The organism is Tistrella mobilis KA081020-065, assembly GCF_000264455.2.
Lineage (GTDB): Bacteria > Pseudomonadota > Alphaproteobacteria > Tistrellales > Tistrellaceae > Tistrella > Tistrella mobilis.
The window spans coordinates 1,065,393-1,087,064 of sequence record NC_017956.1 but is presented as its reverse complement, the minus strand read 5'-3'; the positions used below and the strand labels follow the sequence as shown (position 1 = coordinate 1,087,064).

23 protein-coding genes and 1 pseudogene are annotated in these 21,672 nt (G+C 67.2%); 13 read left to right on the top strand and 11 right to left on the bottom strand.

What is annotated here, in order from left to right; genetic code table 11:
• Nucleotides 1-8: 8 nt before the first annotated feature.
• Nucleotides 9-935 (bottom strand): cation diffusion facilitator family transporter, encoded by a 927-nt coding sequence (locus TMO_RS04965; RefSeq protein WP_014744507.1) that lies wholly within the window; start codon nucleotides 933-935, stop codon nucleotides 9-11.
• Nucleotides 932-1,525 carry a pyridoxamine 5'-phosphate oxidase gene (pdxH, locus tag TMO_RS04960; RefSeq protein ID WP_014744506.1) on the bottom strand — a complete coding sequence of 198 codons (594 nt, stop codon included), beginning with the start codon at nucleotides 1,523-1,525 and terminating at the stop codon, nucleotides 932-934. The genes TMO_RS04965 and pdxH overlap by 4 nt, the downstream gene beginning before the upstream one ends.
• A gap of 352 nt (nucleotides 1,526-1,877) precedes the next feature.
• On the opposite strand from pdxH, the gene TMO_RS04955 reads away from it, so the two are divergent.
• From TMO_RS04955 to TMO_RS30265, 9 genes and pseudogenes are all read left to right on the top strand, one after another.
• Complete coding sequence (locus TMO_RS04955) at nucleotides 1,878-2,354, top strand: RT0821/Lpp0805 family surface protein (RefSeq protein WP_014744505.1); 477 nt, start codon at nucleotides 1,878-1,880, stop codon at nucleotides 2,352-2,354.
• Between the two features lie 97 nt (nucleotides 2,355-2,451).
• Nucleotides 2,452-3,378, top strand: coding sequence for a DnaJ C-terminal domain-containing protein (locus tag TMO_RS04950; protein WP_041604834.1), 927 nt, complete (start codon nucleotides 2,452-2,454; stop codon nucleotides 3,376-3,378).
• Complete coding sequence (locus TMO_RS04945; protein ID WP_014744503.1) at nucleotides 3,375-4,328, top strand: YihY/virulence factor BrkB family protein; 954 nt, start codon at nucleotides 3,375-3,377, stop codon at nucleotides 4,326-4,328. The genes TMO_RS04950 and TMO_RS04945 overlap by 4 nt, the downstream gene beginning before the upstream one ends.
• Nucleotides 4,329-4,529: 201 nt before the next feature.
• The gene (gene fabI / locus TMO_RS04940; protein WP_014744502.1) at nucleotides 4,530-5,342 is read left to right on the top strand and encodes an enoyl-ACP reductase FabI; all 813 of its coding nucleotides are present in this window, start codon (nucleotides 4,530-4,532) and stop codon (nucleotides 5,340-5,342) included.
• Nucleotides 5,343-5,388: 46 nt separating this feature from the next.
• A complete protein-coding gene (gene aroC / locus TMO_RS04935; RefSeq protein ID WP_014744501.1) occupies nucleotides 5,389-6,462 on the top strand; it encodes a chorismate synthase in 1,074 nt (357 codons plus the stop codon).
• 78 nt (nucleotides 6,463-6,540) lie between these two features.
• Nucleotides 6,541-7,131, top strand: coding sequence for a peroxidase-related enzyme (locus tag TMO_RS04930; RefSeq protein WP_014744500.1), 591 nt, complete (start codon nucleotides 6,541-6,543; stop codon nucleotides 7,129-7,131).
• 105 nt (nucleotides 7,132-7,236) lie between these two features.
• Nucleotides 7,237-8,196, top strand: coding sequence for a PhzF family phenazine biosynthesis protein (locus TMO_RS04925; RefSeq protein ID WP_014744499.1), 960 nt, complete (start codon nucleotides 7,237-7,239; stop codon nucleotides 8,194-8,196).
• A 100-nt stretch (nucleotides 8,197-8,296) separates the two neighbouring features.
• Nucleotides 8,297-8,464: pseudogene (locus TMO_RS30270) on the top strand (type II toxin-antitoxin system RelE/ParE family toxin); the annotation flags it as partial.
• A 2-nt stretch (nucleotides 8,465-8,466) separates the two neighbouring features.
• Nucleotides 8,467-8,766 carry an addiction module antidote protein gene (locus TMO_RS30265; RefSeq protein WP_014744498.1) on the top strand — a complete coding sequence of 100 codons (300 nt, stop codon included), beginning with the start codon at nucleotides 8,467-8,469 and terminating at the stop codon, nucleotides 8,764-8,766.
• Nucleotides 8,767-8,824: 58 nt separating this feature from the next.
• On the opposite strand, the gene TMO_RS04920 is transcribed toward TMO_RS30265, so the two are convergent.
• The 5 genes from TMO_RS04920 to TMO_RS04900 form a co-directional block, all read right to left on the bottom strand.
• Nucleotides 8,825-9,985 (bottom strand): acyl-CoA dehydrogenase family protein, encoded by a 1,161-nt coding sequence (locus TMO_RS04920; RefSeq protein ID WP_014744497.1) that lies wholly within the window; start codon nucleotides 9,983-9,985, stop codon nucleotides 8,825-8,827.
• 76 nt (nucleotides 9,986-10,061) lie between these two features.
• The gene (locus TMO_RS04915; protein ID WP_014744496.1) at nucleotides 10,062-10,889 is read right to left on the bottom strand and encodes an SDR family NAD(P)-dependent oxidoreductase; all 828 of its coding nucleotides are present in this window, start codon (nucleotides 10,887-10,889) and stop codon (nucleotides 10,062-10,064) included.
• A 62-nt stretch (nucleotides 10,890-10,951) separates the two neighbouring features.
• The gene (locus TMO_RS04910; RefSeq protein WP_014744495.1) at nucleotides 10,952-11,338 is read right to left on the bottom strand and encodes a MaoC/PaaZ C-terminal domain-containing protein; all 387 of its coding nucleotides are present in this window, start codon (nucleotides 11,336-11,338) and stop codon (nucleotides 10,952-10,954) included.
• Nucleotides 11,335-11,802, bottom strand: a complete 468-nt coding sequence (locus TMO_RS04905) for a MaoC family dehydratase N-terminal domain-containing protein (RefSeq protein WP_014744494.1) — start codon at nucleotides 11,800-11,802, stop codon at nucleotides 11,335-11,337. The genes TMO_RS04910 and TMO_RS04905 overlap by 4 nt, the downstream gene beginning before the upstream one ends.
• Nucleotides 11,803-11,832: 30 nt before the next feature.
• Nucleotides 11,833-13,014: a lipid-transfer protein gene (locus TMO_RS04900; protein ID WP_014744493.1), complete on the bottom strand. Its 1,182-nt coding sequence runs from the start codon at nucleotides 13,012-13,014 to the stop codon at nucleotides 11,833-11,835.
• 313 nt (nucleotides 13,015-13,327) lie between these two features.
• On the opposite strand from TMO_RS04900, the gene TMO_RS31550 reads away from it, so the two are divergent.
• Both TMO_RS31550 and TMO_RS04890 read left to right on the top strand, forming a co-directional pair.
• Complete coding sequence (locus TMO_RS31550) at nucleotides 13,328-13,948, top strand: TetR/AcrR family transcriptional regulator (RefSeq protein WP_014744492.1); 621 nt, start codon at nucleotides 13,328-13,330, stop codon at nucleotides 13,946-13,948.
• A 121-nt stretch (nucleotides 13,949-14,069) separates the two neighbouring features.
• Nucleotides 14,070-15,629, top strand: coding sequence for an acyl-CoA synthetase (locus tag TMO_RS04890; RefSeq protein WP_014744491.1), 1,560 nt, complete (start codon nucleotides 14,070-14,072; stop codon nucleotides 15,627-15,629).
• 226 nt (nucleotides 15,630-15,855) lie between these two features.
• Here the strand turns inward: TMO_RS04890 and TMO_RS04880 are convergent, their stop codons facing one another.
• A complete protein-coding gene (locus TMO_RS04880; protein WP_014744489.1) occupies nucleotides 15,856-16,230 on the bottom strand; it encodes a rhodanese-like domain-containing protein in 375 nt (124 codons plus the stop codon).
• Nucleotides 16,231-16,378: 148 nt separating this feature from the next.
• On the opposite strand from TMO_RS04880, the gene TMO_RS04875 reads away from it, so the two are divergent.
• Both TMO_RS04875 and TMO_RS04870 read left to right on the top strand, forming a co-directional pair.
• A complete protein-coding gene (locus TMO_RS04875) occupies nucleotides 16,379-16,810 on the top strand; it encodes a hypothetical protein (RefSeq protein ID WP_014744488.1) in 432 nt (143 codons plus the stop codon).
• A gap of 139 nt (nucleotides 16,811-16,949) precedes the next feature.
• Complete coding sequence (locus TMO_RS04870; RefSeq protein ID WP_014744487.1) at nucleotides 16,950-18,071, top strand: alpha/beta fold hydrolase; 1,122 nt, start codon at nucleotides 16,950-16,952, stop codon at nucleotides 18,069-18,071.
• A gap of 9 nt (nucleotides 18,072-18,080) precedes the next feature.
• On the opposite strand, the gene TMO_RS04865 is transcribed toward TMO_RS04870, so the two are convergent.
• The 3 genes from TMO_RS04865 to dxs are packed head-to-tail and all read right to left on the bottom strand — an operon-like array spanning nucleotide 18,081 to nucleotide 21,599.
• Nucleotides 18,081-18,782: a Crp/Fnr family transcriptional regulator gene (locus tag TMO_RS04865; RefSeq protein ID WP_014744486.1), complete on the bottom strand. Its 702-nt coding sequence runs from the start codon at nucleotides 18,780-18,782 to the stop codon at nucleotides 18,081-18,083.
• A 53-nt stretch (nucleotides 18,783-18,835) separates the two neighbouring features.
• The gene (locus TMO_RS04860) at nucleotides 18,836-19,645 is read right to left on the bottom strand and encodes a TlyA family RNA methyltransferase (protein WP_014744485.1); all 810 of its coding nucleotides are present in this window, start codon (nucleotides 19,643-19,645) and stop codon (nucleotides 18,836-18,838) included.
• Nucleotides 19,646-19,661: 16 nt separating this feature from the next.
• Nucleotides 19,662-21,599 carry a 1-deoxy-D-xylulose-5-phosphate synthase gene (gene dxs / locus TMO_RS04855; RefSeq protein ID WP_014744484.1) on the bottom strand — a complete coding sequence of 646 codons (1,938 nt, stop codon included), beginning with the start codon at nucleotides 21,597-21,599 and terminating at the stop codon, nucleotides 19,662-19,664.
• Between the last annotated feature and the right edge of the window lie 73 nt (nucleotides 21,600-21,672).

Below are 21,672 nucleotides of genomic sequence, written 5' to 3'. Positions count from 1 at the left end.
CGATACGATCAGCGGAAGGTCGGAACGAATTCCGTCACGCCCTTCGGATCGAGATGGGTGATGACCTCGGCATCGGGATAACGTGCACGCAGCAGCGTTTCAACCCGATCGGCGATCCCGTGCGCATCCGCCAGCGGTGCCGCCGGATCCAGTTCCAGATGCAGCTGGATGAAGGTGTGCACGCTGGACGACCGGGTGCGCAGGTCGTGCATGCCACGCACCCCCGGCACCGCCAGAACGATCTTACGGATCTCGTCGCGCTCGGCCTCGGGCAGTTCCCGGTCCATCAGCGCATCCAGCGCGCCCCGCGCGATCTTCCAGGCGCCGCGGATCAGGTGCAGCGCGATCAGCACGGCGATCACCGGGTCGGCCTCGGTCACGCCGGCATACTGGCTGAGCAGGATCGACAGAATGACGCCCAGATTGATCAGCAGGTCGCCCACATAGTGCAGCCGGTCGGCCCCCACCGCCAGAGACTGCGTGCGGGCGATCACCCGGTCCTGATAGCGGACCAGCAGCAGTGTCGCCACGATGGCGAAGACCATCACGGCGATGCCGACCGGTCCTTCGCCCACGGGTTCGGGTTCGATCAGCCGGCGCACCGCCTCGACACACAGCAACAGGGCAGAGCCGGTCACGAACAGTGCCTGGCCCAGCGCTGCCAGCGGCTCGGCCTTGCCATGGCCGAAGCGATGATGGGCATCGGCCGGGCGCATGGCCTGGCGCACCGCGATCAGCGTCACCAGGCTTGCGCCCGAATCCGACACGCTGTCGACCAGGCTCGACAGGATGCTGACCGATCCGGTCATGATCGAGGCGGCGAGTTTCAGCGCCACCAGGATGAGCGCGACCGCAAGCGAGGCGAGCGTCACCCGCCGCTTCAGCCGCGCCACCTCGGGATCGGGCGGCGCCAGAACGCCCAGCGGTCTGATCACGGGAACAGCCACTGACGGGTCCAGCCGTCCCCGTCCTTCAGATAGACCAGACGCTGATGCAGGCGGAAACGGCCTTCCTGCCAGAATTCCATACGCTGCGGCACCACCCGGAAACCCGACCAGTAATCCGGCCGCGGCACCCGGCCGACATTGAACCTGATCGCGAATTCCGCCACCCGCTTCTCAAGATCGTAGCGGCCGGTCATCGGCCGCGACTGGCGCGAGGCCCAGGCGCCGATCTGGCTGTCTCGGGCCCGGCTGCCGAAATAGGCATCGGCCTCTTCCGCCGTCACCTGCTCTACCCGGCCCTGCACCCGCACCTGCCGGCCCAGCGGCATCCAGTAGAACAGCAGCGCCGCCTGCGGATTGGCCAGCAGGTCGCGGCCCTTGTCGCTCTCGTAATTCGTGTAGAACACGAAGCCGTCGCGGTCCCAGGCCTTCAGCAGCACCATGCGCGCCGCCGGCAGCCCGTCGCTCCCGGCGGTGGCGACACACATCGCCGTCGGCTCGGTGATCGCGGGTTCGTCCCGCACCTCGGCATACCATTTGCCGAACTGCTCGAACGGATCTTCAAGTTCGGGGAGGGACATGGTTTCAAAGGCTCCGCGAATGATGGGCGGGGGAGTGGGGGCGGTCTGGTGGCGCGAGCCGGCCCTCCGCTCAATAGATGCACCACACCCGGCAGGGCGGCAAGCGCTGCGGGCAGCACCCGCCCCCTTCCATGGTCGCATCTGTCGCACCCCTTGGCAGACGGGGGTGGGCCGCCGATATCTTCCCCAAGGCCCGGATGTGTTGTCCTCCGACCGAAATTTGACACGCCGAGGCCGCTTGGCCATGGCTGGTCGCGTGCTACCATGCGCACCTGACACGAAACGGCGCCCGGATGTGGCGCCCGCACCCCACACCTCCCCGCACCCGACACATCATCTACCGGAAGCTCCCATGAAGCCGTTCATCCCCCTGATCGTCGCAGCCGGCCTTGCCCTCGGCGCCTGCGCCCAGTCCGACATGGGCACCAAGCAGGGTGTCGGTGCGGTGCTGGGCGGCGTCGGCGGCGCCGTCGCCGGTGCCCAGTTCGGCAAGGGCACGGGCCAGCTGGCCGCCACCGCCGCGGGCGCGCTGCTCGGCGCCTTCGCCGGCAATGAAATCGGCAAGTCGCTCGACCGTGCCGACCAGCTGGAGGCAGAGCGTGCCAGCCAGCGGGCGCTTGAAAGCAACCCCACCGGACAGAGCAGCAGCTGGAGCAACCCGGACAGCGGCAATTCCGGCTCGATCACCCCGGTCAAGACCTATCAGCGCTCCAGCGGCGAATACTGCCGCGAGTTCACCCAGCGCGTGAATGTCGGCGGCAAGACCGAGGAAGCCTATGGCACCGCCTGCCGTCAGCCGGACGGCAGCTGGAAGATCGTCAACTCCTGACGTCTACGGGCTTGACGCAGGGGCCGGCCGCAACGACCCTTGGGCACGGGCCGCCGCCTGATCGGGCGGCGGCCCGCTTACGTCCACGGGGGACCGCGTGAACGCCGATCCTTATCAGACACTGGGCGTGGGCCGTGATGCCACGCCCGACGCCATCAAGACTGCCTACCGGCGCCTCGCCAAGGCCTATCACCCGGATCTGCACCCGGGCGACGCCGAGGTCGAACGCCGGTTCAAGGACGTGTCTGCCGCCTATGCGATCCTGTCCGACCCGGCCCGGCGTGCCGCCTTCGACCGTGGCGAGATCGATGGTGCCGGCAACGGCCGTGCCCGCCCGCGCCCCCGGGGTGCCGAGGGCGGCGGCTTCGCCGATTTCTTCTCGGACATCTTCACCGACCCCGCCCGCAGCCGCCGCGCGCAGCCGGGGCGCAGCGACCAGGCCGCCGGTGGCAACGGCAGCGGCGGCCGCACCGGCATTCATCGCCGCGGTGTCGACGTCACCTATACCGTGACGGTCGAATTCATCGAGGCCGCCCGCGGCACCCGCAAGCGCATCCGCCTGCCCGAGGGGCGCGAGCTGGAAGTCGCCGTGCCCGCCGGCATCCGCGACGGCCAGAAACTGCGGCTGAACGGCCAGGGCATGCCCGGTTTCGGCAATGCCGAGGCCGGTGATGCGCTGGTGGAAGTGAATGTCCGACCCCACCCCCTGTTCCGCGCCGAGGGCCGCGACATCCTGATCGATGTGCCCATCACCCTGCCTGAAGCGGTGCTCGGTGCCGGCATCGTCGTTCCCACCCTGGACGGCCCGGTCCGGGTCGCCGTGCCGCCCGGATCCTCGGGCGGGCGCCGGCTGCGGCTCAAGGGCCGCGGCATGGGTGCGGACAAGAGCGATCGCGGCGACCTGTTCGTGGTGCTGAAACTGGTCCTGCCCGATCGCGACGACCCCGCGCTGACGGAATTCGTGAAGCGGTGGAAGCCGCCCGCGGATTACGATCAGGTCCGGCGGCGAGCCGGGATCGAATGACGGCAACGGCAAACCCTGACAAGACCCCCTTCTACCGCCCTCTTCTCCGCCGGTTGCGCAGCAACCGGCGGGTCCGCGAGCTGATGGTCACCTACGGCCGCTTCACCCGCGACGGCGCCGACCAGATTGCAGGCCATATCGCCTTCGCGAGCCTGTTTTCGATGTTCCCCTTCCTGATCGTGCTGGTGGTGCTGGCCGGCGTGATCGGCCAGGGTGGCGAGGTTCATGCCCTGATCCTCACTCTGCTCGACTATCTGCCGCCCGATGTCGCCCAGGCGCTGCGCGGGCCGATCGACACGATCATCTTCGGCCCCAAGGGCGGGCTGCTCACCTTCGGCATCCTCACCGCCCTCTGGTCGGCCTCCAATGCGCTTGAAAGCCTGCGCAACGCGCTCAACCGCGCCTTCCGGGTGAAGATGGTCCGGCCGCTGTGGAAACGGCGGCTGCAAAGTCTGGCCCTGGTGGCGGGCGGGGCGCTCGCCCTGCCGGTGGCACTGGCGCTGCTGGTCTTCCTGCCGATCGTGATCGGCCCTGCGGTCGATTTCTTCGGCCTGTCCGATGCCTGGGTCTGGCTGGTCCATACCCTGCGCCCGCCCCTGGTGCTGGCCGGCACCGTCACCGTGGTCTGGGGCCTGCTGCGCCTGCTGCCCGATGCCCTGCCGCCGCGCCGGCGGGTGCTGCTGCCGCCGGCAGCCGTCATCGTGCTGGGCTGGATGGCCCTGCTGATCGGCTTTTCGGTCTATCTGCGCCAGACGGGTGGCATGAACGCGGTCTATGGCAGCCTGGGCAGCATGATCGCAACCCTGTTGCTACTGTATCTGGCGGCCTATGTCTTCCTGCTGGGTGGCTATTGGGCCGCCGTGCGGTCGCGGATCGACCGTCACCGGCGCCGGCATGCGGCCGCCCGCAGGCTGGCACGACGGCACATGCACCGGCCCGGACAGCGCTGAAATCCGCCGTTCAGGCCCCGTCCGGTGCCGATTTGACCGGACCGCCGTTTCGTGTAGGATGCGCCGCACCTGTGCCCGGCCGCCGGCCGAACGGCACGTCTGCAACCTGCAGGATGCAACCTGTCACACGAGGTCCGCCAGGGCCGGCCGCGCCCCCGGCGCCTCCCTGGACCGGCCGCCTGGATACTGCGAGGGGACCGCATGATCGTTCAATCGAACGTGATGGCCGGCAAGCGCGGCCTGATCGTCGGCGTCGCCAACGACCGCTCGATCGCCTGGGGGATCACCAGGGCGGTGACGCTGAACGGCGCGGAGGTGGCATTGACCTATCAGGGTGAGGCGCTGGAAAAGCGGGTCCGCCCGCTGGCCGCCGAAGTCGGTGCCACGCTCGTCGCCCCCTGCGACGTCACCGACGACGACAGCATGAAGGCCCTGTTCGACACGATCGCCGAAAAATGGGGCCGGCTCGACTTTCTGGTGCACGCCGTCGCCTATTCCGACAAGAACCAGCTGAAGGGCAAGTATGTCGACACCACGCTCGACAACTTCCTGCGCACCATGCAGATCTCGGCCTTCTCGCTGGTGCAGATGGCGCAGTATGCCCGGCCGCTGATGCAGCATGGCGGCAGCATCCTGACGCTCTCCTATCTGGGGGCGGAGCGGGTGATCCCGCATTACAACGTCATGGGCGTGGCCAAGGCGGCGCTCGAATCCAGCGTGCAGTATCTGGCGGCCGACCTCGGCCCCGAAAACATCCGGGTCAACGCCATCTCGGCCGGGCCGATCAAGACGCTGGCCGCCTCGGGCATCGGCGACTTCCGCTACATCATGCGCTGGAACGAGATGAACTCGCCGCTGCGGCGCACGGTCTCGATCGAAGAGGTCGGCAACGCCTCGCTGCTGATGCTCTCGGACATGGGCACCGGCATCACCGGCGAGGTGATGCATGTCGATGCGGGCTATCACATCGTCGGCATGAAGGCCGAGGATGCGCCCGACATCAATCTCGGCTGACCCCCACCTCTCTCCCACAGCACCGTTTTGAAGGATCGGACCGGCCATGGCAGGCAACAGTTTCGGCGAGCTTTTCCGCTTCACGAGCTGGGGTGAAAGCCATGGCCCGGCAATCGGCTGCGTGGTCGACGGCGTGCCGCCACGCCTGGCGTTGACCGAAGCCGACATCCAGCCTTTCCTCGACAAGCGCCGGCCGGGCCAGTCGCGCTTCACCACCCAGCGGCGTGAGCCCGACGAGGTCGAGATCCTGTCGGGCACCTTCGAAGGCCTCACCACCGGCACCCCGGTCAGCCTGCTGATCCGCAATACCGATCAGCGCTCGAAGGATTACGGCGAGATCAAAGACAAGTTCCGTCCGGGCCATGCCGACTTCACCTATCAGGCCAAATACGGCATCCGCGACTATCGGGGCGGCGGCCGGTCGAGCGCCCGCGAGACCGCGGTGCGCGTGGCGGCCGGCGCGGTGGCCCGCAAGGTGCTGGGAGAGACCGTCACCATCCGCGGCGCCCTGGTCGAGATGGGCGGCATCGGCGTCGATCGCAGCCGTTGGGACTGGGACGAGACCGGCCGCAACGACTTCTTCTGCCCCGATGCCGAAACCGCCGCGCGCTGGGCCGAGTATCTGGACGGCCTGCGCAAATCCGGCGACAGCTGCGGCGCGGTGATCGAAGTGGTGGCGGAAGGCGTGCCGGTCGGGCTGGGCGATCCGCTCTACGACAAGCTGGATGCCGATCTCGCCAAGGCGATGATGGGCATCAATGCGGTCAAGGCGGTGGAGATCGGCGACGGTTTCGCGGCCGCCCGTCTCACCGGCTCGCAGAATGCCGACGAGATGCGGATGCGCGAGGGCAAGCCCGCTTTCCTGGGCAACCGCGCCGGCGGCATCCTGGGCGGCATCGCCAATGGCGAACCGGTGGTGGTGCGCTTTGCGGTCAAGCCGACCAGCTCCATCCTCACCCCCCGGCTCAGCGTCACCCGCGACGGCGCGGATACCGAGGTGGTGACCAAGGGCCGTCATGACCCCTGCGTCGGCATCCGCGCGGTGCCGGTGGGCGAGGCGATGATGGCGGTGGTGCTGGCCGATCATCTGCTGCGCCATCGCGGCCAATGTGGCGGGTGACGCCCGGCTTCTGAAGACAGCCCCGGCCACGGCAGGCATACTCCCCGGATCATACAAGAACCGGGGAGACGCTCACCCATGTCCGCCGACAAGCCGCTGCAGCTGAAGCCCGAGGTGATGGCCCTGCCCATCCCCGACGAAGCCGGCCATGCCGATGACATCCAGGCCTATTACGCGAAGTGCCGCGAGAAGCTCGGCATGGTTCCGCATGTGCTGCAGGCCTATACGCTGCGGCCAGAAAAATTCCGCACCTTCAGCCGCTTCTACAACGAGTTGATGCTGGGCGACAGCGGGCTCGACAAGCTGGAGCGCGAGATGGTGGCGGTGGTGGTCTCGTCGATCAACCGCTGCTATTACTGTCTGGTCGCCCATGGCCAGGCGGTCAGGGCACTGTCGGGCGACCCGAAGCTCGGCGAGATGCTGGTGATGAACTACCGGGTGGCACCGCTGTCGCTCCGCCACCGGGCGATGCTCGATTTCGCCGCCAAGGTCACCGAAACCCCGACCCTGGTCGATGAGGCAGACCGGGCCCGGCTGCGCGACGCGGGCTTTTCGGTCGAAGACATTTTCGACCTGGCCAATGTCATCGGCTTCTACAACATGACCAACCGCGTCGCGAGCGCCGTCGACATGCTGCCGAACGACGAATATCATGATATGAACCGCTGACCACGGATTTGCCGCAGCGCGCAGATGCCGCTTGCCTGACGATCTCATTTGGCGTGATCATTCCAATTAAACGCAACCCACAGTTTGCGAAGGAATGGTCCCGCCATGCGAAACGTCAGGATCTTTCACCTCGATGCCTTCGCCGAGCGGCTGTTCGCCGGCAATCCGGCGGCGGTCTGCCTGATGGATGCCTGGCTGCCGGTGCCGGTGATGCAGGCGATCGCGGCCGAAAACCGGCTGTCCGAGACCGCCTTCCTGGTGCCCGAGGATCCGGGCGGGTTCGGCACGGGCGATGGCGCCGCCGCCGGTCCCTTCCATCTGCGGTGGTTCACTCCCACCACCGAAATGCCGATGTGCGGCCATGCCACGCTGGCCGCCGCCCATGTGGTGTTGAGCAGGGTCGCGCCCGAGGCACCCGCGGTGGTGTTCCGTACCCGGGGCGGGCTGCTCCATGTCACCCGCGATCATTCGGATGGCGGTCGACTGTGCCTCTCCCTGCCGCGTGAGCGGCTGACCGGAATCGAACCGCGCCCGGCGATGCTGCGCGCGATCACCGCGGCCCTGGGCGGTGTCGCCCCCGCCGCCGTGCTGGAAGGCCGCCACGACTGGTATGTGCTGGTCGAGGATCCGGCAGAGGTCGAGGCGATCCGCCCCGACGACGCCGCCATTGCCGCCCTGCCGCCTCGGGGGGTGGCGGTCGCCAGCCTCGCCGACGGCGCCTCTCTGGCCGATGGCGCCGACTATGTCTGCCGCTTCTTCGCCCCGAAGCTCGGCGTGCCTGAAGACCCGGTCACCGGCATCGTCCATGCCGGTCTGGCACCGCTTTTCGCCGACATGCTGACCCGCGACCGGCTGGACGGTCTGCAACTCTCGCCCCGCCGCGGGCGGGTGACGGTGATGCCCCGCGCCAACCACATCGTGCTCACCGGCCGGGTGGTCGAATACTCCGAAGGCCGGCTCACCCTCGACCGCCTGGACGTGGAGCGCACCACCGCCGCCGCGCTGGCGGTCGGCCGCCTGCCCCCCACCCTGGCCGCCGGCGCGGGGCTGCGGGCGCGGGGGTGAGCGCGACGCCCGCTCAGATGAGAGGAATGCGCCAGATTTTCTCTCACGATATATTCTCCAGATAAAATCATCTAAAAACTACTGTCTGCCGCATGCGCTGGTGCGGCAGGGTGTTTCCGAGCTGCGCATTCATGAGGGACCAGGGTATAGGGTTTACTTCGCCCAGCGTGGCACTGTTCTTATTGTTCTTCTATGCGGTGGCACGAATAACCGTCAAAATGACGACATTGAGCAAGCAAAGAGACTTGCGGCGGAAATGGAGAGGTGACAATGGCGCTGGAGACCACGGCCTTTGATCCGGCAGAATATCTGGACGATGACGAGGCTATGGCCGGCTATCTATCCGATGCGTTCGAAACAGGAGACCCTGCGTTTATTTCCGACGCGTTGGGCGTCGTGGCACGCGCTAAAGGAATGAGACAGATTGCCGAAGATGCAGGACTCTCCCGCGAAAGCCTCTATCGAGCCTTGAGCGACAAGGGAAATCCCGAATTCGGAACTATACTGAAAGTTCTGGCTGCCCTTGGTCTTCGTCTTTCTGTAGAACCGCTGCCTCACCCCGGGGAATAAAACGGGCCCGCCCGATCATCGGGCAGGCCCCATCCTCAGATCGCCGGCAGCCGCGCCGTCAGAGCGAGCGCGCGATCAGCAATTTCATGATCTCGTTGGCGCCGCCATAGATCTTCTGGATCCGGGCGTCGGTATACATGCGAGCGATTTCGGTTTCTTCGATATAGCCATAGCCGCCGAACATCTGCAGGCAGGCGTCGACGGTCTGGACCTGGCGTTCGCTGCACCACCACTTGGCCATCGAGGCGGTGACGTTGTCGAGCCGGTTCTCGGCCAGTTTGACCAGACAGTCGTCGACGAAGACGCGCGCGATATGGGCTTCGGTCGCAAGCTCGGCCAGGCGGAAGGAAATGGTCTGGAAGTCGAACAGGGTCTTGCCGAAGGCCTTGCGCTCGTGGACATAAGCGCGGGTGATCTCGACCGCATGCTCCATCGCCGCAACCGCGCCAATGGCAAGGATCAGGCGTTCGCGGGGCAGCTGCTCCATCATCTGATAGAAGCCGCGACCCTCGATGCCGCCCAGAAGGTTGTCGACCGGCGCACGGGCGCCGTCGAAGAACAGCTCGGCGGTATCGGCCGCATGCAGGCCGATCTTTTCCAGCGGCCGGCCGGGCTGGAAACCGGGCGCGCCCTTCTCCACACCGATCAGCGAGATGCCCTTGGCCCCCGGCGTGCCGTCGATGCGCACCGCCACCAGCACCAGATCGGCGGCGATGCCGTTGGTGATGAAGGTCTTCTGGCCGTCGATGACATAGTCGTCGCCGTCGCGCCGGCCGCGGGTGGTCAGCGCCTGAAGGTCGGACCCGCCGCCCGGCTCCGTCATCGCGATCGCACCGATCCACTCACCCGAGCACAGCTTCGGCAGCCAGCGCCGCTTCTGATCCTCGGTGCCATAGGTCAGCACGTAATGGGTCACGATGCCCGAATGCACGCTATAGCCGTTGGCGAGGTCGGAACAGCGCCGGTTGATGGTGTCGAGCAGCACCATCTCCTGATAGACATCGCCGCCGCTGCCGCCCCATTCCTCGGGGATCGCAGCACCCAGCGCGCCCATCCCCCCCAGCGCCGTCCAGGCCGAGCGGTCGATCATCCGCTGCCGGCGCCAGCGCGCGGCATGGGGCTTCAGTTCGGCGTCCAGAAAGCGGCCGAACTGGTCGCGAAGGCTTTCAAGCTCCGGCGTCATCCAGGAAGAGGTCGTCCGGGGGGCAGAAGCGGTCATGGGGATGTCTCCGTCGGATCGTGTGCGGCGGCGGGCCCGGCGGTCACGCCGCGGGGCCCGCCGCCGCCGACAGGTATCAGAGCAGGATGCCGCCGCCGCAGACCAGAACCTGGCCGCTGACGTAATTGCTCTCGGGTGCACAGAACAGATAGACCGCATCCGCCGCCTCGTCCGGCGTGCCGGCACGACCGAGCGGGATCAGCTGGGCCATGGTGTCGAGCAGCTGATGCTGCACGCCGACCTTGATCTCGCGGCCGTCGACATCGATGGTCGCCTGTTCCTTCTCGATCGCCTGGGTCAGACGGGTGGCGATCAGTCCGAAGGCGACGCAGTTCACGTTGACCTTGTAGCGGCCCCATTCCTTGCACAGCGTGCGGGTCATGCCGACCAGCGCCGCCTTGGCCGAGGAATAGCTGACCTGGCCGGCATTGCCGTAGAGGCCCGCGATCGACGAGATGTTGACCACCTTGCGGAAGACCTCGCGCCCCTCCTGCGCCTCGCGCTTGGAGAAGATGCGGATCGGTTCGGCAGCAGCCCGCAGGATCCGGAACGGTGCCGTCAGATGGACGTCGATCATCGCCTGGAACTGCTCGTCGGTCATCTTCTGGATGGTCGAGTCCCAGGTATAACCGGCATTGTTGACGATGATGTCGAGACCGCCGAAGCCCTCGACTGCGGTGTTCACGAAGCGGGTGCCGAAATCCTCGGCCGCCACATTGCCGGCGCAGATCAGGGCTTCGCCGCCCATCTCGCGGATTTCAGCGGCCACCGCCTCGGCCGGTGCCTCGTCGAGATCGTTGATCACGACCTTCGCACCCTCGCTCGCCAGCTTGAGGGCGATGGAGCGGCCGATGCCGCGGCCGGATCCGGAAACCAGCGCGACCTTGCCGTCGAGCTTGCCCATCTTGACGTCACTCCCGATATTTTCTGAGGTTTTTTGAAAAGGGCAGACAGGCCCGGGCCGGATCAGCCGGCGGCGATCAGCGCTTCGCCCTGCACCTTCACCTGGCCGTTCTGGTCGCGGACGGTCACGTCCAGCCGGCGGTCGCCGGCCTCGGTGACGCCGGTCTCCACCGCTTCGACCGTCAGCCGGTCGTGGACCTGGGTGATGGCGGTGAAACGCACGCCATAGGACTTAAGGCGCGAGAGCGGCACGGCCCCGGTCACGGCCCGGGCGGCGAGCCCCATGACCAGCATGCCGTGGGCGAAGACGTCGGGGAAACCGGCGGCCTTGGCGAAGTCGATATCGATATGGATCGGGTTGTGGTCGCCCGAGGCACCGCCATAGAGCGCCAGCTGCGTGCGGGTGATCGGCGGCATCTCGGCCACCACCCGGATCGGTTCACCGCTCATGCCGCACCTCCGGCCACGGGATTGCGGATCACGGTCACCTGCCGCACATCGGCGACATGGGCACCGTCCGACACGCGCTCAACCCGGATCTCCTCGACCAGGAATTCGAGCGCCCCGCCCTTGCGGTCGAAGATGTCGGCGATCCGGCCGATGAAGCGGATCTCGTCGCCCGCCACCACCGGCTGGTGATAGGTGAAGCTCTGCTCGCCATGCAGCACGGTGCCGAGATCGACCCCCAGCTCGTCGAGCAGGGCATAGGGCTCGGGCGCATCCAGCATGCGCAGGCAGAACAGATAGGTGGGCGGGATGGGACAGTCGCGATAGCCGGCGGCCTGCGCCGCGGCCGTATCGTGGTGGATCGGGCTGGTCTCGCCGATCGCATTCAGAAAGAACCGCAGACGGCCGCGTTCGACCGTCGCGGTGACGGGCGGGAGAACCCGCCCGATCGCCGCTCTATCGAGCATGGATGATCATCCTCTCCTGCTCGATGCCGGTCAGGCGCGGTCGTAGAGCGAGATGACGCAGGCGCCGCCCAGACCCAGATTGTGCTGAAGCGCGATCTTCGCGCCCTCCACCTGGCGCGGACCGGCCTGGCCGCGCAGCTGCCAGACAAGTTCGGCGCACTGGGCAAGGCCGGTCGCGCCCAGCGGATGGCCCTTGGAGATCAACCCGCCCGAGGGGTTGGTGACGACGCGGCCGCCATAGGTGTTGTCGCCGTCCATGATGAACTTCTCGGCCGTGCCCTCGGGCGTCAGCCGGAGCGCCTCGTAGGAGATCAGCTCGTTGGCGGTGAAGCAGTCATGCATCTCCACCACGCTCACATCCATCGGGTCGACGCCGGTCTGCTCGTAGACCGCATCGGCCGCGGCGCGGGCCATGTCGTAGCCCACTGCCTTCATCATACTCTTCTCGCCGAAGCTGGACGGGAAGTCGGTGGTCATCACCTGGGCGCGCAGGCGGATCGCGTCGGTCAGGCCGTGCTTGCGGGCGAAGGCTTCGGAGACGACCACCGCCGCCGCGGCACCGCAGGTCGGCGGGCAGCACTGCAGGCGGGTGAGCGGCCCGTACATGTGCTTCGACGCCAGCACCTCTTCCACCGAGGTCGGCGTGCGGAAGATCGCCCGCTCGTTATGCTCGGCATGGCGGCGCGCCTTCACCGAGATCATCGCGAAAGCCGCGTCGCTCGCGCCGTATTTCTGCTGGTATTCCTTGCCGGCACCGCCGAACAGGCGGATGGCCATCGGCGCCTCGGCGGCGGGGTCGAATTCCTTGGCGACCTCGATGAACTTCGCCATCGGGCTGGGCCGGTCCTGATAGACGTCGGCGAGCGCACCCGGAACCATCTGCTCGAAGCCCAGCGCCAGCACGCAATCCGCCGCCCCCGAGGCCACGGCCTGCCGCGCCAGGAACAGCGCCGACGAGCCGGTCGAGCAGTTGTTGTTGACGTTCACCACCGGGATGCCGGACATGCCGACCTCGTAGAGCGCCGCCTGACCGCAGGTGCTGTCGCCATAGACATAGCCGACATAGGCCTGCTGGATCTGGTCGTAGCCGATGCCGGCATCGGCCAGGGCCTGACGGGCGGCTTCGGCCCCCATATCGCTATAGGGCGCGCTGGTGCCCGGCTTCACGAACGGGATCATGCCGACGCCCGCGATCCTCACGCTCTCGACCATAATGAGCTTTCCTCGCCTGTTGGGGGGAACGACTGCCCTCAAGGCTCGCCGTCCTTGGGATGACTGGGCCCTTGACTGGACTTGTGGACAGGCCCGGCGGCCGGTCGCCGCGACGGGCATGGACATTTTCTTTTACCCATGGGTAAGATACCGAATACGAAGTCGGGCCGTCAATCGTCCGGATTGTGATGCGCGGCCGTTCCGATCCGGGGCCGGTCGTGCGATCATCCCCCGGATCTGCCCACCGGCCCGCTCCGGCGGTTACCGGAGGGCGGCGACCCGAGGCCCGTGCAGCAGAGAGATCAGACCCCCCGTGCAGATCGAGATTCCCGCCTCCCCCTGGAAGCCCGCCGCCGAACGCCAGCGCGACCGCGATGCCAAGCGTGATGCGGTGCTGCGCACGGCGGCGCGGCTGTTCGTCGAGAACGGCTTCCACCGGACCAAGATGGCGGACGTGGCCGAGCAGCTGCACATCACCAAGCCCGCGCTCTACCACTATTTCCGCAACAAGGAAGACATCCTCTACGCCTGCTATCAGCTGGGTGGGGAGCTGATCGAAGCCGAGCTTGCCGGTGTCGATGATGCGGGCAAGCGCGGGCTGGACCGGGCGGTCGCCTTCCTCAGGGCCTATACGCTGAACATGACCGCCGATTTCGGCATGTGTCTGGTCAGCGTCGACGATCGCGACCTGGCGCCCGACAGCCGGCGCAAGGTCCGCGACTGGAAGCGGTCGATCGATACCAGGCTGCGCGGCTATATCGCCCAGGGTGTCGCCGACGGCTCCATCCGCGAGGTCGATATCCGCATCGCCGCCTTCCTGCTGGCCGGTGCGGTCAACTGGGTCGGCCAGTGGTTCCGTGAAGGCGGCCCGCGCACGGCCGAAGAGATCGCCGACGTCATGGCAGACATGGCGCGGCACGCGCTGGCACGCTAGGGCCCGGGCGGCGGCCCGCCGCCCTGCCCTCCCTCCCGTGCCGGCGTTCCTGCCCGATCCGCCCGATAAAGAAGTGCGGACGGCATACCGGAGGCAACGCTCAAACCCACTGGGAGGATATATGGGCATCACATCAGGGCTCCGACGGACGATCGCCATTGCCCGCGATCGGACCTCGACGATCTGCGCCGGCCGCACCCGCAGCTGGGGCGAAACCGCCGACCGCGTCGCCCGCATCGCCGGCGCCTTCCGGGCGCTGGGGGTGGAGGATGGCGACCGCGTCGCGCTGCTGACGCTGAACTCCGACCGCTATATCGAATTCTACCTCGCCACCCCCTGGGCGGGCGCGGTGATCGTACCGCTGAACATCCGCTGGAGCCGCGCCGAGAATGCCGACGCGATCGAGGATTGCGGCGCCAGCCTGCTGATCGTCGACGACGCCTTCGCCGAAATGGGCCGGGCGATCGCGGCGGCCTCGGGCTCGCAATTCGCCCTGATCTATGCCGGCGACGGCCCGGCGCCTGAAGACATGCCCCATATCGAGGATCTGATCCGGAACCATGATCCGATCCCCGATGCCGAGCGCAGTGGCGACGATCTGTTCGGCATCTTCTACACCGGCGGCACCACCGGCCGGTCGAAGGGGGTGATGCTGTCGCACGAGAACATCATCTCCAACAGCCTGCATTCCCTGGCCGAAGGTCTGTTTCCCGACGGCACGGTCTATCTGCACAGCGCGCCCATGTTCCATCTGGCCGACGGAGCTGCGACCTTCTCCCTGCTGATGAAGGGGGAACCGCATGTGATCGTCCCCTCCTTCACGCCCGAAGGCGTGATGAAGGCGATCCAGGAGCACAAGGTGACCTCGGCCCTGCTGGTGCCGACCATGATCCAGATGCTGGTCGACCATCCGGCGATCGGCAATTACGACCTCTCGTCGATGAAGCGGATCATCTACGGCGCCGCCCCGATCACCGAAGCCGTGCTCGACCGCGCCACGGCGAAGCTGCCCGGGGTCGAGTTCATGCAGGCCTATGGCATGACCGAGCTTTCCCCCGTCGCTACCCTGCTCCACCCGCAGGAACATGTGGGCGAAAGCCGGGCCAAAGGCCGCCATCGCTCGGCCGGCCGGGCGGTGATCGGCTGCGAGGTGCGCATCGTCGATGCCGACGACCGGCCGGTGCCGGTGGGCGAGGTCGGCGAGGTGGTCGTGCGCGGCCGCAATGTGATGATGGGCTATTGGGAACGCCCGGAAGAAACCGCCAAGGCGATCGTCGACGGCTGGATGCACACCGGCGACGGCGCGCGCATGGACGAGGACGGTTTCATCTACATCGTCGACCGGGTGAAGGACATGATCATCTCCGGTGGCGAGAACGTCTATTCGCTGGAGGTCGAAAACGTCGTCGCCCGCCATCCGGACGTCGCCCAATGCGCGGTGATCGGCATCCCCGACGAGCATTGGGGCGAAATCGTCCATGCCGTGGTGGTGCCGAAGTCCGACGCCCGCCCCACGGCCGAAGAGATCATCGCCTTCTGCAAGCAGCACATCGCCGGCTACAAATGCCCGCGCAGCGTCGAAATCCGCGACGAACCGCTGCCCATGTCCGGTGCCGGCAAGATCCTGAAGCGGGATCTGCGCAAGCCCTATTGGGAAGACCGGGACCGGCGGGTGAACTGAGGTCGATCACATCACTTGTGCCTCCCGCCGCCGGAGATCATATACCTGGTCAGCCAGCGGCGGGAGGACAGGATGGTGTCGCGTTCAGATCAGGACCGCATGACCTTCAGGGATTACCTGCTGAGCGGCCCGAAGACGGACAGCTTCGACCTGCACCGTGACCGGGATACCGGCCGGGACATATCTCTGGCCGATGACGACCCGGCACCGGCATCACCCGCCCCTCTCACTTCCTGACCGGCCCGCCCGTCGCAGGGTCGGTGGCGATATAGGGCAGGCCCCGCTCCTTCCAGGCGCTCATGCCGCCAGCCATATGGGCGATGCGGTCGAAGCCCGCGGCGGCGCAGCGTTCGGCCATGCGGGTGGAGCGCATGCCCGATCCGCAATGCAGCACGATGCGGCGGCTGTCCTGGGGTGGCAGGAAGCGCGGGTCGAAAAACGCCATGGGCATCAGCAGGGCGCCCTCGATATGTTCCACCGCATATTCCTGCGGGGTGCGAACATCGATCAGCACGATTTCCCCCGCCGCCAAGGCGGCGCGGGTTTCTTCAGGGGTGTAGGCATCGAATTCGGTGATGCCCAGAATCTCGCGGATCGGCATGGGATCGGACCTTTCCTTGCTGCGATTGGCTGGCCCTGATCATCTTCAGATCCGCCGTCCTGTCCTTGCGGAATCTCAAAGCGCGCGCCCACCTTCCCCGCCAGGATCGGCGATGTCCCGATCCCGCCTGGCCCGAGGGAGGTTCGTCATGCCCGTCACCACCGATGCCGCGATCCGGGCGGCGCTGGACGAAGCCTGGCGGGCGGCGGCCATCGCCGAGGCGGTGATCGCGCGTTTCGGGCCGGTCATGCCCTTTCGCAACCTGCTGATGTCGGATTATCTGCATGCCGCCACCCTGATCCGCCTGCTCACCGCCCGCGGCCTCCCTGCCCCGGCGCGCCCGGTTGCCGCCCCGCCGGCCCTGCCCGATGATCTGCGGGCCGCCTGCCGGATGGCGGCCGACAACGCCGTGGCGGCGATCGGCTGCTATGAAGGCCGGCTGCTGCCGGCGGTGCAGGGCGATGCCGAGGCCGGGCCCGTGCTGATGCGCCTCCATGATGCGCTCAGCCATGTTCAGCTGCCGGCCCTGCTTCATTGGGCGGAAATGCATGGCTGCCCTGCCCCGGCTGCCGCATCCTGACAGGGAATTCATTTTTGCCATGCTGCATTGCGGCATAGACTCGACCCGTCGATGAGATCGTCGAGCCTCCGCTCCGAACGGCTGCCCCGCTTGCACGCGCAGCCGGAGACCCGGCGACGCCACGCAAAGGAAGTCGCTCATGTCATCGAAATCCGCCGGATCCGCCAGCACCGCCACCCCCAGCGCCGTCCCCGCCTTCTGGCCGCTCGCCATGGCGAACGACATGCTGCAGCAGGGGCTGGAGCTGTACGCCCGCAACGCGAAATTCGTCGAGGAAGAGATCCGCATCCACGATGATCTGCGGCCGAAACTCGCCACGCCCAGCCGGCTGCGCCTCGACCTGCGGACCATGGCCCTGCGCGAGTATGGCCAGCAGGGCAAGGGCATCCCGACGCTGGTGAACGCCCCCTATGCCGGCCATACCGCGATGATCGCGGATTATCACCAGGGCCAGAGCCTGGTTGAAACCCTGCTCGCCAACGGCATCGATCATGTCGCGCTGACCGACTGGAAAAGCGCCACCGCCGATATGAAGGATCTGGAGATCGACGACTATCTGGCCCAGCTGGTGGTCGCGATCGACGATCTGGGCGGCCGGGTCAATCTGGTGGGCCTCTGCCAGGGCGGCTGGACCTCGGCGATGATCGCCGCCCGTTTCCCCGAGAAGGTGAATTCACTGGTGCTGGCCGGCGCGCCGATCGATACCGATGCCGGCGACGGGCCGATCAAGCGCATGGCCCATGCCTCGCCATTGGCCTTTTACGAGGATCTGGTGAAGCTGGGCGGCGGGCTGATGCGCGGCAAGTTCATGCTGCAGGGCTGGAAGAACATGCATCCCGAGCAGCATTACATCCAGTCCCATATCGACCTCTACGAGCATATCGACGACCCGGCCTATCTGGCCAAGGAAGAGGTCTTCGAAAGCTGGTACGAAAACCCGCTCGACCTGCCCGGGCGCTGGTACCTGCAGGCGATCCGGCTGCTGTTCAAGGAAAACCGTCTGGCGAAGGGCGATTTCATCGCGCTCGGCCGCCGGCTGGACCTGAAGACGATCACCTGCCCGACCTATCTTCTGGCCGGTGCCGGCGACGACATCACCACGCCGGAACAGGTGCTGGACGCGGCGAAATATATCGGCACGCCCGCAGCCGACATCGTGCAGCAGACCGTGCCCGGCGGACATATCGGCCTGTTCATGGGCGCACGCACGCTCAAGGAATACTGGCCGGGCATTGCGCGCTGGATTGCCAGCCAGAATTGAATTTGTGGATCAGCCGGCGATGTCTGCAAGCGCGGCGCGGTCGCAGCGCACCAGATTATGCGACAGCGTGGTCAGCACGCCGCTGCGGCGAAACTCGGAAATCGTCCGGCTGGTCGTCTCCAGCGTCACCCCCAGGATCGCCCCCAGATCCTCGCGGCTGAACAGCCGCACCGGCTGATCGGGGGCATCCTCGCTCAGCCACAGCAGCAGCCGGGCCAGGCGCTGGCGGGCATGGCCGGTCGCAAGCTCGGTCAGGAAATCATCGGCGACGCTCAACGCCTCGTACCACTTCTCCATCAGCCGCTGATGCAGCCGGGGCGTTTCGGTCTGCAGGCGGGTCACCACCGAGGTCGGGATCCGGCAGAGTTCCACCGGCTGCAGGGCCATCGCAGCATGGGGATAGGTCGGCCGGACCAGCGCCTCGATCCCGGCCACCCCGCCCGCCCGCACCAGCCGCACGATGCGCTGGCCGCCATCGGGCTGGATATGGACCAGCTTCACCAAGCCGGCGCGCACGGTGAACACCGCCTCTGCCGGATCGTCCAGCCCATAAAGACTGGCCCCGGCTGGTATGCTGCGTTCCTCGATCGGCAGATGGATATGGGCGAAATCCTCCGCCTCCAGATCGGCGAAGAGCGCAAGCCGGCGGATGCCGCAGCTCTGGCACGCGGCGAGACCCTTCCAGGCGGCGGCGATCCGGGTTGGCTGCACGGGCGGGACCTCTCGGTGAGGGGCGGAACCTCTCGGGCTGTGCAGGCCACCGGTCAGGCGCCGGCGGCATCCGCTTCAGCTTCGCCCGGATCGCGCGGCGTGAAAAGCCCTGCGCCGCCGGTGGTGAAGCGGGCCACGATCAGGAATTCGACATTGCCGTCCGGGCCCTTGATCGGACTCTGGGTCACGCCGGTCACCTCGACACCGGGCAGGCCTGCGAACCAGCCGGAAATCGTCTCCACCACCTCGGCATGCAGTTCGGGCTCGCGCACGATGCCGCCCTTGCCGACCCGGCCCTTGCCGACCTCGAATTGCGGCTTGATCAGCGCCACCGCCAGCCCCCCGGGCTTAAGCCGCGAAAGCGCGGCCGGCAGAACCGTGCGCAGGCCGATGAAGCTTGCGTCGCAGACCACCCAGTCGACCGGCTCGGGCACATGCTCTTCGGTCAGATAGCGGGCATTCAGTTTCTCAAGCACCACCACGCGCTCATCCTGACGCAGCTTCCAGGCCAGCTGGCCATGTCCCACATCGACCGCATAAACCCTTGCGGCGCCGCGGGTCAGCAGCACGTCGGTGAAGCCGCCGGTCGATGCGCCGACATCGATGGCGACCGCACCCGTGGGATCCAGCCCGAACTGGTCGATGGCACCCTGAAGCTTAAGCCCGCCCCGCGACACCCAGGGATGGTCGGCCCCTTTCACCAGCAGGGCCGCCCCGGGCTTCACTTTCGTGCCGGGCTTGGTCTCCTTGCGGTCGTCGACGAAGACGTGGCCGGCCATGATCAGCGCCTGGGCGCGGCTGCGCGTCTCCACCAGCCCCCGATCGACGAGGGCCTGGTCCAGACGGGTGGTTGCGGTGGCCATGGGGCAGCGGTCCGGATCAGGCGCGGCTGTTGGTGGTCAGCACCACGTCGACATCGTTATGGCCCAGCGCTTCCAGCGCTTTGGCCACGATCGCCTGCACGCCGAGGCCCGCCATCTCCACCTGATCGCGCGGGCTGGCATGGTCGATGAACAGATCCGGCAGCATCATCGGGCGCAGCTTCAGCCCGCGCTCGATCAGCGCACCGTCGCACAGCAGCTGGGTCACCTGGCTCGCGAAGCCGCCGATGGCGTTCTCCTCGATGGTGATCAGCACCTCGTGTTCAGAGGCCAGGCGGCGGACCAGATCGGCATCGATGGGCTTCGCGAAACGGGCATCGGCAACGGTGGTCGAATAGCCGCGGGCGGTGAGTTCCTCGCCCGCCTTCAGCGCATCGGCGACCCGGCTGCCCAGGGCCAGGATCGCGACCTTGGTGCCCTCGCGCAGGATGCGGCCGCGGCCGATTTCGAGCGGGGTGCCGCGCGCCGGCAGGGGCACGCCCAGCCCCTCGCCGCGCGGATAGCGCACGGCGCTCGGCCGGTCGTCGATCTGGGCGGCGGTCGCCACCATATGCATCAGCTCGGCCTCGTCGGCCGGCGCCATCACCACGAAATCGGGCAGGCAGCACAGATAGGTCAGGTCGAACGAGCCCATATGCGTGGCGCCGTCGGCGCCGACCAGTCCGGCCCGGTCGATGGCGAAACGCACCGGCAGACGCTGGATGGCGACGTCGTGCACCACCTGGTCATAGGCGCGCTGCAGGAAAGTCGAATAGATGGTGGCGAAGGGTTTCATCCCCTCGGCCGCCAGGCCGGCGGCAAAGGTCACGGCATGCTGTTCGGCGATGCCGACATCGAACACCCGGTCGGGGAAGCGCCGGCCGAAGCGGTCGAGCCCCGTGCCCGTCGGCATGGCGGCGGTCACCGCCAGCACCCGCGGATCATGTTCGGCTTCCGCAATCAGCGCATCGGCGTAGACATTGGTATAGCTGGGCGCGCCGGCCGCCGGCTTGACCTGGGCGCCGGTCACCACGTCGAACTTCGCCACGCCGTGATACTTGTCCGCAGCCTTTTCGGCCGGCGGATAGCCCTTGCCCTTCTGGGTGACGATGTGGATCAGCACCGGCCCGTCCTGGTCGGCGTCGCGCACATTCAGCAGCACCGGCAGCAGGTGATCCAGATTGTGGCCGTCGATCGGGCCGACATAATAAAAGCCCAGCTCTTCGAACAGCGTGCCGCCGGTGACCAGGCCGCGGGCGAATTCCTCGGCCCGCCGGGCCGCCTGCTCCAGCGGCTTGGGGAAGACCCGGGCCATCTGTTTGGCGATGTCGCGGAGCGAGCGGTAGGAGCGCGACGAGATCAGCCGCGAGAGATAGGCGCTCATCGCGCCGGTCGGCGGCGCGATCGACATGTCGTTGTCGTTCAGAATCACGATCAGCCGGTCGGGCATGGCGCCGGCATTGTTCATGGCCTCATACGCCATGCCGGCGCTCATCGCGCCGTCGCCGATCACGGCGATCACCCGCCGCTCCTCCTCACCCTTCAACCGGCTCGCCACCGCCATGCCCAGGCCGGCGGAGATGGAGGTGGAGCTGTGCGCGGCACCGAAAGGGTCGTATTCGCTTTCGTCGCGCTTGGTGAAGCCCGACAGCCCGTCCTTCTGGCGCAGCGTGCGGATGCGCTCGCGCCGCCCGGTCAGGATCTTGTGCGGGTAGCACTGATGGCCGACATCCCAGATCAGCCGGTCGCGCGGCGTGTCGAAGACATGGTGGATCGCAACGCTCAGTTCGACCACACCGAGCCCTGCGCCCAGATGGCCACCGGTGACCGAGACCGCGGAGACGGTTTCAGCCCGCAGCTCGTCGGCCAGCTGGCGCAGCTGGTCGCGGTTGAAGCCGCGGATATCGGCCGGCACCCGAACGGTGTCGAGCAGCGGGGTGGACGGGCGATCGGACACTTGCGACCTCTCCTCGCGCACGCGATGTTTTGTTGACCGACCCGGCAGAAAACGACCCTGCCGCATCGGGAGC